This window comes from Pseudovibrio sp. M1P-2-3, from assembly GCF_031501865.1.
Taxonomy (GTDB): Bacteria; Pseudomonadota; Alphaproteobacteria; order Rhizobiales; family Stappiaceae; genus Pseudovibrio; species Pseudovibrio corallicola.
Genome location: NZ_JARRCW010000001.1, coordinates 2,573,430 through 2,585,280 on the forward strand (window position 1 = coordinate 2,573,430; position 11,851 = coordinate 2,585,280).

An 11,851-nucleotide genomic window follows, 5' to 3' on the forward strand; every position below is an offset into this window, starting at 1 on the left:
CTATCCCAAACAGTTACCAATGAAAGAAACCGGATAAGTGTTATGGCTAATACAGTCAAAACAGGTCTTACAAATGCAAAGCGTCGCCAGTTCCTAGGCGATGCGGCAAAGGTCCTGAGCGGCTGCGCCATTACGGCAACATTTCTTAGTGTCTATCAGGTGAGCGTAAAAGCACTGCCCGCTGAAGCTCTAAGGCCACCTGGAGCACTGTCGGAAGACAAGTTCCTGGGAGCGTGTGTGCGCTGCGGATTGTGTGTTCGTGATTGTCCCTATGACACTTTGGTTCTGTCTTCTTTTGGTGAAGCAGGCCCAGTAACGGGAACGCCCTACTTCACAGCCAGAGAGATTCCCTGCGAAATGTGCGAGGACATTCCTTGTATTGAGGCGTGCCCAACAGGGGCTTTGGACAAGGCCCTCACCAATATAGATGATGCAGATATGGGCGTTGCGGTTATGGTGGATCAGGAGAACTGCCTGAACTTTCTGGGGCTGCGCTGTGAGGTTTGTTATCGGGTGTGCCCACTCATTGATGATGCCATCAAGCTTATCATGACGCCCAACACACGTACTGGAAGCCACGCAGTATTCTCACCAACGGTTTATGCAGAGTATTGTACGGGCTGCGGCAAGTGCGAGCATTCCTGCGTTTTGCCAGAAGCGGCGATCAAAGTTCTTCCAAAGCGTTTGGCAAGGGCCGAGAACGCGGGGCACTACCTCCTTGGATGGCAGGAAAAAGCCAGAAAAGGTAATGCCCTCGTCCCCGATATCATCGATTTGCCCGATAGAATGCCAGAGGACCCAGCACAGTTTAAGCCACTGTTCAATTCAGGAAAGACAGGGCTATGACAACACCAAGAGCTCTACACGAACACCAAATCGAGAGCGGACGGAGCTGGGTTTCTCAAAACCGTTACTTACTGGTACGCCGCTTGACCCAGCTTTCTATCATAGCCTTATTTCTTGCGGGGCCTTGGGCTGGCCTATGGATTGTCAAAGGCACTTTAACATCCAGCCTGACACTTGAGGTCCTCCCTCTGACGGATCCGTATATTTTCACGCAAACGCTCTTTAGTGGCCACCTTCCAGAATTCACGGCCCTGATTGGCGCGGCAATTATCGTGCTGTTCTACGCCCTGATTGGTGGACGGGTTTACTGCTCCTGGGTTTGCCCCATGAACATGGTGACAGACACGGCAAGCTGGGTGCACCGAAAACTGAATATCAAAAAAGGTTGGCAACCAAAACGTGCCACCCGATATTGGCTGCTTGCTATGACCCTGTGTGTGGCTGTTCTCACAGGCACACTCGCTTATGAGCTGGTCAATCCCGTCACTCTATTGCACAGGGCACTGGTTTTCGGCATGGGGTTTGTCTGGTCAGTTGTTTTTCTGGTGTTCGCCTTTGATACGTTCGTAGCACGCAGGGGTTGGTGTGGGCACTTGTGCCCCATGGGAGCGTTCTATGGTCTGCTTAATACGGCAGCTCTCCTGCGAATTACGGCACATAACAGGCAAGCCTGTGATAATTGCATGGACTGCTTTGATGTATGTCCGGAAAATCACGTCATCTCCCCTGCCCTGCGTGGCAAGAAAAAGGATAGCCCCCTCATTTTAAATCGAGATTGCACATCCTGCGGTCGCTGTATTGATATTTGCGATCTGGATGTCTTTCGTTTCACTCACCGTTTCGACACTAAAACTGTTCAGTCAACCTCAAAGGAACCGGAGCAAATCCAGCCGGTTTCCGTTCAAGCTAAGGGAGGTCTCAGATGAAATTAAGAGCGCCTTGGAAATCAGTATTAGTACTGGCATTTTTGATGGGTTCAGGCCTTACCGGTCACAACGCTTTTGCCGATGAAGTCAAAACTCTGCGCGGTGCACAGGTAGATGAGCCTGTGGTTATGGAGCCAAGTGCCCAACCCAAGAATGTTCGCCTCAACCGTGAATTTCGTCAGCAACCTCCTTTGGTTCCTCATAGTACAGGCCAATATCAAGTTGACTTGAGGGCCAATGAATGCCTCAACTGCCACGACTGGTCTAATGCGGGAAGTCGCAAGGCACCAACTCTTTCCATGACTCACTACACGGACCGTGATGGCCACCAACTTGATCAGGTTGCCGGAACACGTTGGTTCTGTACACAGTGCCATGTACCTCAAGTAGACGCACAGCCATTGGTGGAAAACAACTTCACTCCATCTAGCAAACGCTAGGTACTGTTTGCAGACGGGGGAAAATTATTATGAGCAATCAATCTGGTACCATTCACAGTGCGGGGAAAGACTCCTTTCTCAAAAAGATATGGCGGCTATTGAGCCGACCAGCCACAACAATTTCAGCCGGACTTTTGCTGTTTGCAGGGCTCATCACCGGAGTTGTGTTCTGGGGCGGGCTTAACTGGTCCATGGAAATGACCAATACGGAATCTTTTTGTATCGGATGCCACGAAATGGAGAATACGGTTTATCAAGAATATATTGAATCTCCTCACTACTCCAATGCAAGTGGCGTACGGGCATCCTGCTCCAACTGTCATGTTCCCGATGAGTGGACCCACAAGGTCGTGCGAAAGATCCAAGCCTCGAGAGAAGTTTATCATAAGGTCCTTGGATCTATAAACACACCTGAGAAGTTCGAAGCCAAACGCTTGGAACTGGCCACCAACGTGTGGAAGGCAATGAAGAGCACAGATAGCCGTGAGTGCCGGAATTGCCACGAAATGGCGTCTATGGACTTTGTTCTTCAAGAAACACGGGCATCAGTGGCTCACAGTGACGCCTTGGATACCGGTAAAACCTGTATCGATTGCCATCAAGGCATCGCACACGATCTTCCGGCTGGCGCAATGGATGCTTATAAAGAAAACATTTCAAAGGTATACGACAAGACCAAGTAACAGGGATAGAAACTCTCTACATCCAGAAGGCGCCTCACTAGGCGCCTTTTGAAAATCAAACAGTAAATACAAAGCTCTGTATGCGAGAGAAATAGTGTGCAGGATGTATTTTCCTGTTTATCTGGCGTAGTTATCGAACCCAAGTTGACGTGCAGCCAGATCTTTCATGATCTCAGTCGCACCGCCACCAATGCTCATAACCTTGGTTTCCCTATAGATACGTTCTACTTTGGTGCCACGCATATAGCCTGCGCCTCCTAAAACCTGAAGCGCTTCATTGGCGACCCATTCAAGTGTACTGGTAGCAAGGTTCTTCAGCATGCATATTTCAGCAATGGGGTTCTCTCCTGCATTAAGACGCAGAACCAGATCCTCAATTGTACACCGAACTGCCTGAATTTTCATTGCCATATCAACAAACTTATGCCGGATGACCTGACGCTTAATAAGTGGTTTGTCAAATGTTTCCCTTGTTTGCGCCCACTCCAAAGCCTCTTCGAACACCGCAAGCATGTGACCATAACAACCTGAGGCTAGGAAAACGCGCTCGGCATTGAAATTCTGCATGATTCCAAGAAATCCAGCATTTTCTGCTCCGATAAGGTTTTGAGCCGGAACTTCAACATTATCAAAATGAAGGGTGGCAGTATCTGAGGCCCACCAGCCCATTTTCTTCAATGGTGTCTGGGTAAACCCTTTCATTCCCTTTTCAATCAGAAGCAGGGAGATACCCTGTAGTCCTTTTTCACCTGTCCTGACAGCAGTAGTGTAGTAGTCCGCCCGCATACCCGAGGTAATGAAGGTTTTCTCGCCATTCACAACATAAGTCTCACCCACCCGCTTCGCTGTTGTTTTTAAGGACTGAACATCTGATCCGCCGCCGGGTTCGGTAATTGCAAGGGCCGAAATTTTTTCACCCATCAGAATTGGAGCCAGAACACGTGATTTCAGCTCTTTACTGCCAAGTTTTGCAATTGGAGGCGCACCAATGCTATGGCTCATCAGACTAGCGCTAATTCCGCCGCAGCCAGCACGGCCAAGTTCGGTCGCCCCAATATACGACATGGCATAGTCAGTCCCGCTCCCCCCCACACTTTCAGGAAACATAACCCCCATAAGTCCGATCTCTGCTGCTTTGCCATAAAGCTCTAGCGGAAACTCTCCAGCCTCATCCCATTCAGTAGCGTTAGGGGCAATCTCTTTGGAGACAAAGCGTGCAACGGTTTCACGAAAGGCCTCATGCTCTGGAGAAAACCGGGATACTTTGCGAGTTAAACCGAAGTCAGGCAACTGTAATTGCATAGAACTAATCCTTGAAAATTAATAGGAAATTGGGGTTAAGCACTCTCGGTTTCCAATGTAACGAGAACATCACGGCTGCTCACTTGAGCCCCCATTTTAGCCCCCAACAGACAAACGGTCCCATCGCGCGGTGCAATCAGCTCATGTTGCATTTTCATAGCCTCCAGAATAAGCAGGACGTCACCTTTGGAGACCACATCTCCTTCTTTTGCACGAAGCTCAATAACCTCACCGGGCATTGGCGCAACGATAACGTCGCCCCCTATGTCCTCCGTCACTTTCCGCTGACTTAAGGTGCACTCCACAAACTGGTAGGTCTGCCCCTCACATGTGAGCCAGAGCACACCGTCTGCAGCAACCGTCGCAACCGCCTTACGTCGCAGACCGTTAATTTCAAAAACCAGATCACTACCTCTGGAAGTGGAAACAACTTTAACCGTAAAACTGTCATTATTCAGTGTGATTGCAGTTTGGGTAACTTTGAGCGTAACCGGATCTTTCCCCTCAACGGAAATCTTCATTGGCCTTGCCGAGGCCGCCGCTGATGTCCAGCATTCCTTGCTAATTTGCCCTGACAGTAAATGAGCGGCTAAAGCAATTAGTTCCGGTTCTGGCTCCCTTTCAATAGAAGCTAACTTATGATCCTCCAGAAAAGCCGTTGTGGCATGCCCATCAATAAAATCAGGGTGACGAAGAATTGAGCTTAGAAAGGCACCATTGTGTTTAATGCCGTGTAACGCTGCACGATCCAAAGCACGAAGCAATTTACGCCGCGCTTCTTCCCTGTCACTGCCATGGGCAATGAGTTTCGCTACCATTGGGTCATAGAACGACGAGATTTCACTTCCTCGTTCAATGGCTGCATCTACACGAACTCCAAGATCCTGCGGGTTCCATTCCAGAACCTCTCCGGTTTGCGGTAGAAAGTCTTGTGCAGGGTCCTCTGCATAAAGGCGAACCTCCATTGCGTGACCATTGGTTCGCACGGTTTTTTGTGTAATTGGCAGGGATTTTCCAGCGGAGACATCCAATTGAAGGCCCACAAGATCAATCCCCGTGATCTCCTCGGTTACCGGATGCTCCACCTGTAATCGGGTATTCATTTCCATGAAATAAAACCCACCGTTTTCTTCCAAAAGAAATTCGACTGTTCCTGCGCTAGTGTAGCCAATGGCCTTGGCAGCATCCACCGCAGCTTTCCCCATCATCTCCCTTGTTTCAGGGGAGACAGAAGGGCCGGGTGCTTCCTCGATAACTTTTTGATGACGGCGTTGAACCGAACAATCACGTTCGCCTAAGTGAATTACGTTGCCATGACTATCCGCAAAAATCTGGATTTCAATATGTCGTGGATTTTGAATAGCCTTTTCCAGAATTAGCTCTCCGCTGCCAAAAACACTTTTGCCTTCGTTTGTAGCTTGAGTAAGGTTCTCCTCCAGACTTGAAAAATCCCTCACCAGTCGTAGGCCACGTCCGCCTCCACCTGCAGATGCCTTGATCATCAATGGTGCCCCGATTAACCTGGCTTCCCTCATCAGTGTTTCAATTGACTGGTCTGCACCACTATAACCGGGAACACACGGTACACCGGCAGCCTGCATTTTCAGCTTTGAAAGCCTCTTGGAGCCCATGATTTCAATTGCGTCGGCCGGTGGGCCGATAAAAACAAGGCCTACTGCAGCGCAAGCTTTCGCAAATTCAGCATTTTCCGACAAAAAGCCATAACCGGGGTGAATTGCTTGCGCACCGGAGCGCAATGCACATTCGATAATTCTTGAAATATTCAGATAGGACTTACTGGACTGCGATGGACCAATATGAACGGCTCTGTCCGCTTGCTTTACATGAAGTGCGTTTGCGTCTGCATCCGAATATACAGCAATGCATTCGTACCCTCTTTCACGAGCACTGCGAAAAACTCGGCAAGCGATTTCTCCGCGGTTTGCGACCAGAATACTCTCAAACATTTTGACCTCATTGCGCCATTATTTTGTAAATGAGCGTGAGCGGGCCCAAGCTGGAAAGGACCCGCAGCATGCATGTTACTTTTTCTTAAAAGACGGCAGGGTGCCATCAATTTTGGATATAATGGAAAGCATCACTTCATCAGCACCCCCGCCAATGGAGGCGAGTCTGAAGTCCCTATAAAACTGGCTGATCGGGTTATCCCACATGAAGCCCATAGCACCCCAGTACTGCAAGCAGCTGTCGGTGATTTCTCTTGCCAAGCGCCCGGTTTTGAGCTTAGCCATAGAGGCAAGGCGCGTCATGTCTTTACCTCGCACCATAGACTCGACACACTTTTCACCCATTGCACGAAGGGCTTCAACTTCGGTTCTAAGCTCGGCCAAACGGAAGTGTACAACCTGAAAATCAAGTATGGTCTGACCAAAGGCCGCACGATCACGGCAATAGTCCTCAGTCTTTTTTATAAGACGATCGAAGCTATCCAGATTGGACAAAACAGCCCAGAGTCTTTCTTCCTGAAACTGCACCATTTGATAGGGGAACCCCATGCCCTCTTCTCCTATCAAGTAGCGCTTGGGAACGCGTACATTATCAAAGAAAACCTGAGCGGTATCAGAGGAGCGCTGCCCCAATTTGTCGAGGCGTTCGGATGTACTTACTCCCGGAAGGTTCATAGGAACAACTATAAGGGACTTGTTTCTATGCCTATTTCCCTCACTGGTTGTCGCCAGCAAGCACATAAAGTCCGCTTGTGTGGAATTGGTGATCCACATTTTTGTACCATTGATGACGTAATCGCCGCCCCGCTTTTCTGCTGTGGTTCTTATGCTGGCAACATCAGACCCAGCATGGGGCTCCGAAACGCCAATACAGGCCACCTTCTCACCAGTAATCGCAGGAACCAGATATTCATAGCGAAGCTCATCATTGCCAAATTTTGCCAGTGCAGGTGTTGCCATATCGGTTTGAACACCAATAGCCATGGGAATCCCGCCACAATCACAGGCTCCCAGTCCCTCAACTGTCATGGCGTGATAAGAGTAATCCAGCCCCATACCACCGAATTTCTCCGGTTTATTAACGCCTAGAAAGCCAAGCTTACCCATTTTCTTAAAGAGCTCACGGGCTGGAAAAATACCGGCTTTCTCCCATTCTGGCACATGCGGATTTATCTCCGTTTCCACAAATTTAACCATGGCACTTTTCATCTTACGATGTTCTTCGGTATATTCCATCAAGTTCCCTCCTCTTTAAAAAATACGCACCTCAATCATCAGCAATTTCGATTTTCATCCCTTTTCACAGCAACTAATTACTAAGTTCGCGTTGCATTTTCATGTATAAATACAAATGGATACTCGGAACCACGCCTTAGCCTCTCGCAATTCCAAAACTATTAGTCTGTACTTGCCGTGAACGTCCGTCTTCGCACACACTTAGAGCCAATGAGACAACTTTTCTGGTGTCTCTTGGGTCAATAATACCGTCATCCCAAAGCCTTGCAGTTCCAAAAAGCGCAGTCGTCTCAGGTTCCATTTGTTTCAAAAGGCTCTGCTTCATCGCTTCAATCGCTTCCTCTGGAACGTCTTGTCCCATGGCAGAAAACTTCTGTTCTGTGATGATCTTCATAACGGTTGCCGCCTGTTCCGGCCCCATAACGCCAATTCTTGCCGTAGGCCAGGAGAAGATAAAATCAGGATCAAACCCGCGGCCGCACATGCCGTAGTATCCTGCCCCCCACGCCCCACCGATAACAATGGTGATTTTGGGAACTTGTGTATTTGCAACGGCTTGAATCATCTTTGAGCCATGCTTAACCATCCCGCTGGATTCAGCTTCCGACCCAACCATGAAACCGGTTGTGTTCATCAAAAACAAAAGAGGCGTATTACTTTGGCTGCATAGTTGAATAAACTGCGCAGCCTTTACCGCTCCGTCAGCAGTAATGGGTCCATTATTCCCCAAGATCCCAAGCCGCTGCCCATTGATCGCCCCGTGGCCACACACAGTACTGGCTCCAAAGCTCGCCTTGAATTCCAGAAACTTCGAATGGTCCGTAATCCGCATGATAATTTCACGCACATCGTAGGGCTTTTTGGAATCATCAGGGACGACGCCCATTAACTCTTCCACGCTATAGATCGGGTCACATTTTTCGGGTAGTTCCTTAGGAGCACTCCATGGAATGCTTCCCACAATGTCACGGGCAATTTCAATTCCATGAGCATCATCTTCACCCATGTATTCTGCGGTACCGACTTTTTCGAAGTGCATTGAGGCCCCGCCCAAATCCTCATCCGTCGCAATTTCGCCCGTAGCCGCCTTTAGCAATGGCGGGCCTGCCAAAAATATTTTCGTGCGGCCACGAATAACCACCGTATAATCAGAGAGCCCCGGCAAATAAGCCCCTCCAGCAGTCGATGACCCATGTACAACCGTAATTTGCGGAATACCTGCTGCCGATAACCGCGCCTGATTGGCGAAATTCCGCCCTCCCTCGACAAAAAGTTCTGATTGATACTTCAGGTTTGCCCCGGCACTTTCTGCAAGGTTGATTATTGGTAGTTTCTGTTTCAGTGCAATTTCCTGAAGGCGAAGACTTTTCTTCAGTCCCATAGGTGAAACTGACCCGCCTTTGATAGCGGAGTCTGTTGCGAGAACCATGCACCGTTTGCCACTCACATAGCCAATTCCGGCAATGCTGCCACCTCCAGCAGCATTTTTTTTGCCATCATCATCATGCATATGGAGACCTGCAAGCGTGGAGATCTCCAAAAATGGAGAACCTTTATCAAGCAGTACAGAAACTCTGTCGACCGGCATAAGCTGGCCCCGTTTGATAAACTTTTCGCGTTTTCTTTCCGAGTTTGCCCGTACTCGCGCTTCATACATACGAAACTCGGCGACCTGCTTCTCCATCGCCTCAACATTTGCTTGAAATGACGGACTCTCCTTCACAAGGGAAGTTATCAACTGCGTCATTGACTTTCCTCCCAAGTGCGCAAAGATTTCGGCTTCTGATATCGATGGAACCCTTGGAACTCTTTCATGTTCCTATGATCTGGCACTGGTAGGAGTTGCGTATAAAGTGGTGCACCGCCATCGACCCCTATACACTGCCCAGTTGTGAAGGCAGCAGCTGGAGACAAGAGGAAAGTCACCTGTGCCGAAACTTCTGCTTCGGTCCCCAGTCTGCGGGCCAGATTGTTTTGAGTCATGAGAGAAAACATGCTCGATATAAAGCTGCTATCGTAAGCATCAAAGCCAGAAGACGCGATCCATCCAGGAGCAACGGCATTAACGCGCACACCCGCACTTGCCCATTCCACAGCCAAAGACTTTGTCAGGTTCTGCATACCTGCCCGTGCCACTCCCGAATGCGCCATGCCCGGCATTCCGCGCCACATATCAGCAACAATATTGACGATAGCCCCTTGTTTTTTTTTGCTCATGGACTGGAGAAAAACTTCGCGAGACATAAGGAAACCGCCGGTAACATTGGTTTCAACGACGGCGTTGAACCCCCGCTTTTTGATCATGGAGGCAGGACTTGGGTATTGCCCTCCGGCATTGTTTACCAAGCCGTGAATCTGCCCCTGCTCTTTGACGATGACAGCCACAGTTTCTCTGACAGCTTCTTCATCACGAATATCCAGTCTATGGAAAGACACGGAGCCACCATCCTCGACAATCTCCGCACTAGTCGTTTCAAGCTTCTCCAGGCTCCGGCCAATAAGCACCGTATGGGCGCCCAAAGATGCCAGCTCGGATGCAATACACCGACCGATACCGCTGCCTCCACCCGTGACAATGATCGTTTGACCTTTGAAGAGATCCTGCTTGAAAATAGAGTTATAGTTTGTCGCCGCATTATCCATCTATTAATCCTCGCGCCATTTTCTGGCTGATGCTCTTAATGTCCGTTCGGTTATCCGCCACCCAGTGGTCTAGGCCTCGGTCAGGGTATCTTGTTCCCAAACCACCCTCTCCTCTCCGAGGCCGTTGATCATGTCCGCATACTTTTTCTCAAGAAGAGCTCTTTTGATTTTCAAAGTTGCCGTCAAAAGGCCATTTTCAGCGGACCATTCGTCTTTCACAAGGAGTACGGCGCATAGTTTTTCATGCCCCTCCACTCGTTCGTTGACAGAATCCAGCATCTTCTCAAAGGAAGTTGATATTTCCTCTTTCGTTGTTTTTTCTCGTGCTTCTTGTGTCAGAAAAATAACGGCTGCTGGCTGGTGAAGATGAGAACCCATGACGCAGGCTTGCTCCACAAACGGGTTTTCAAAAATTAATGATTCAATTGGGACAGGGGCAACATATTTGCCCTTCGAGGACTTGAAAATATCAGTCACACGGCCTGAAATGCTGATGTATCCATCTTCATCAATTCGGGCTTTATCGCCTGTTCGCAGCCAGCCATCTTCTGAAAGCACTTGAGCTGTACTGTCGGGGTCCCGATGATATCCGCGCATGACCCCAGGTCCTTTAACAAGCAACTCACCGTTTTCAGCAAGACGCCCCTCAAAGCCTTCAAGAAGTTTTCCTACACTGCCAAGTTTGTCGGCGCGAAATGGAACCTGGGCAGTTATAATTCCTGAGGTCTCAGTCATACCCCAGCCTTCACTGATGTTAATGCCGAGCTTCCCATACCAGTCTAGAACCGCGCGTGAGATTGGCGCTGTGCCACTTCCAATAATTTGTGCGTTCTGCAAGCCCATCATCATTTTGATTTGCTTTTTAAAGAGTTCAGCTGACTTTGGATCTTGGAGAACCTTGTCCAGTTGCTCTTGGGGAAACTTGGCAAGCAAACCGGCTTGAAACTTCATCCATAAGCGCGGGACAGAAAAGAACACCTTTGGAGCCAGCTTGCGCAGGTTATCGATGAACCCATCCAGATTGTCATTGAAAAACACACTGTGGTAGCTGTAGAGGCTGTGGTACTGAATTGCAGAGCGCTCTGCCACATGAGCGAGAGGCAGGTAAGAAAAAAACCACTCTCCCTGCTTTGAATCAAAAATCTTTGCTGTAATCAGTGCCGAGTAGATAATGTTGCGAAATGTTATTTCTACGCCTTTGGGCTTGCCCGTCGAGCCGGACGTGTAAAATACAGAAAACAGATCATCCAAATCACCAACAACAAACTCTGCTTCGCTCAATGGTTCAGAGGCTTCAACAAGTTGATCCCATTCATGGTCCACTTGTGTTTCATGACCGGGCAATCCAATTCGCATAATGCCTTGCGCGATGATTGTTTCAGCTGCCCCTTGCGCTTTTAGTTTGCCGATAAAAATTACTTGCGCTCTACTGTTCTCCAGCACCGCTTGGATTGTATCCGGGGTTGCACTGTCAATAACAGGAATTGTAACCAGACCTACGGCTTGAGCCGCATAATCGGCCAAGAACCATTCAGCTGTATTTTGTCCCATGAGGCCAATGGTTGATCCCTTTGGCAGGCCCAACTTTTTTAGCGCAGTTGCCATTCTTGCAACAGTATCGAGCGACTGTGACCATGTATAATCACGCGTGCCGTTGGCTGTGGGTTGACGTAAATAAACGGCATCGGGCATTTCATTAGCCCATTTCCTCAAGACCTCTACAGGCAACAGATTACTTAATTCCATTTTCACCTCCCCACAGCGCTCCGTTCGCTCCCAAGTCAGAGCATTGCTTTTTATCTACGCTT

The 11,851-nt window shown here is 49.0% G+C and carries 10 protein-coding genes; 4 read left to right on the plus strand and 6 right to left on the minus strand.

Annotation, left to right across the window (positions count from 1 at the left end; genetic code table 11):
- Window positions 1-42 precede the first annotated feature (42 nt).
- The 4 genes from napG to P6574_RS11200 are packed head-to-tail and all read left to right on the plus strand — an operon-like array spanning window position 43 to window position 2,895.
- Complete coding sequence (gene napG, locus P6574_RS11185; RefSeq protein WP_310620360.1) at window positions 43-846, plus strand: ferredoxin-type protein NapG; 804 nt, start codon at window positions 43-45, stop codon at window positions 844-846.
- A complete protein-coding gene (gene napH / locus P6574_RS11190; protein ID WP_310620361.1) occupies window positions 843-1,772 on the plus strand; it encodes a quinol dehydrogenase ferredoxin subunit NapH in 930 nt (309 codons plus the stop codon). Before napG ends, napH begins: the two co-directional genes overlap by 4 nt.
- A complete protein-coding gene (locus tag P6574_RS11195; RefSeq protein WP_310620362.1) occupies window positions 1,769-2,212 on the plus strand; it encodes a nitrate reductase cytochrome c-type subunit in 444 nt (147 codons plus the stop codon). The genes napH and P6574_RS11195 overlap by 4 nt, the downstream gene beginning before the upstream one ends.
- 29 nt (window positions 2,213-2,241) lie before the next feature.
- A complete protein-coding gene (locus P6574_RS11200) occupies window positions 2,242-2,895 on the plus strand; it encodes a NapC/NirT family cytochrome c (RefSeq protein ID WP_310620363.1) in 654 nt (217 codons plus the stop codon).
- 117 nt (window positions 2,896-3,012) lie between these two features.
- Here P6574_RS11200 and P6574_RS11205 read toward each other — a convergent pair whose 3' ends face one another.
- From P6574_RS11205 to P6574_RS11230, 6 genes are all read right to left on the minus strand, one after another.
- Window positions 3,013-4,197, minus strand: coding sequence for an acyl-CoA dehydrogenase family protein (locus P6574_RS11205; protein WP_310620364.1), 1,185 nt, complete (start codon window positions 4,195-4,197; stop codon window positions 3,013-3,015).
- A 35-nt stretch (window positions 4,198-4,232) separates the two neighbouring features.
- Window positions 4,233-6,164 (minus strand): ATP-binding protein, encoded by a 1,932-nt coding sequence (locus P6574_RS11210; RefSeq protein WP_310620365.1) that lies wholly within the window; start codon window positions 6,162-6,164, stop codon window positions 4,233-4,235.
- Between the two features lie 75 nt (window positions 6,165-6,239).
- A complete protein-coding gene (locus P6574_RS11215) occupies window positions 6,240-7,400 on the minus strand; it encodes an acyl-CoA dehydrogenase family protein (protein WP_310620366.1) in 1,161 nt (386 codons plus the stop codon).
- 136 nt (window positions 7,401-7,536) lie between these two features.
- Window positions 7,537-9,147, minus strand: a complete 1,611-nt coding sequence (locus P6574_RS11220) for an acyl-CoA carboxylase subunit beta (protein ID WP_310620367.1) — start codon at window positions 9,145-9,147, stop codon at window positions 7,537-7,539.
- Window positions 9,144-10,043 (minus strand): SDR family oxidoreductase, encoded by a 900-nt coding sequence (locus tag P6574_RS11225; protein ID WP_310620368.1) that lies wholly within the window; start codon window positions 10,041-10,043, stop codon window positions 9,144-9,146. Before P6574_RS11225 ends, P6574_RS11220 begins: the two co-directional genes overlap by 4 nt.
- A 69-nt stretch (window positions 10,044-10,112) precedes the next feature.
- Window positions 10,113-11,789 carry an AMP-binding protein gene (locus P6574_RS11230; RefSeq protein ID WP_310620369.1) on the minus strand — a complete coding sequence of 559 codons (1,677 nt, stop codon included), beginning with the start codon at window positions 11,787-11,789 and terminating at the stop codon, window positions 10,113-10,115.
- Between the last annotated feature and the right edge of the window lie 62 nt (window positions 11,790-11,851).

What these genes read in the sequence shown, in the direction of transcription:
- napH (WP_310620361.1), top strand. Translation starts at nt 843, where the DNA reads ATGACAACACCAAGAGCTCTACACGAACACCAAATCGAGAGCGGACGG.
- napG (WP_310620360.1), top strand. Translation starts at nt 43, where the DNA reads ATGGCTAATACAGTCAAAACAGGTCTTACAAATGCAAAGCGTCGCCAG.
- P6574_RS11225 (WP_310620368.1), bottom strand. Translation starts at nt 10,043, where the DNA reads ATGGATAATGCGGCGACAAACTATAACTCTATTTTCAAGCAGGATCTC.
- P6574_RS11220 (WP_310620367.1), bottom strand. Translation starts at nt 9,147, where the DNA reads ATGACGCAGTTGATAACTTCCCTTGTGAAGGAGAGTCCGTCATTTCAA.
- P6574_RS11215 (WP_310620366.1), bottom strand. Translation starts at nt 7,400, where the DNA reads ATGGAATATACCGAAGAACATCGTAAGATGAAAAGTGCCATGGTTAAA.
- P6574_RS11210 (WP_310620365.1), bottom strand. Translation starts at nt 6,164, where the DNA reads ATGTTTGAGAGTATTCTGGTCGCAAACCGCGGAGAAATCGCTTGCCGA.
- P6574_RS11230 (WP_310620369.1), bottom strand. Translation starts at nt 11,789, where the DNA reads ATGGAATTAAGTAATCTGTTGCCTGTAGAGGTCTTGAGGAAATGGGCT.
- P6574_RS11205 (WP_310620364.1), bottom strand. Translation starts at nt 4,197, where the DNA reads ATGCAATTACAGTTGCCTGACTTCGGTTTAACTCGCAAAGTATCCCGG.
- P6574_RS11200 (WP_310620363.1), top strand. Translation starts at nt 2,242, where the DNA reads ATGAGCAATCAATCTGGTACCATTCACAGTGCGGGGAAAGACTCCTTT.
- P6574_RS11195 (WP_310620362.1), top strand. Translation starts at nt 1,769, where the DNA reads ATGAAATTAAGAGCGCCTTGGAAATCAGTATTAGTACTGGCATTTTTG.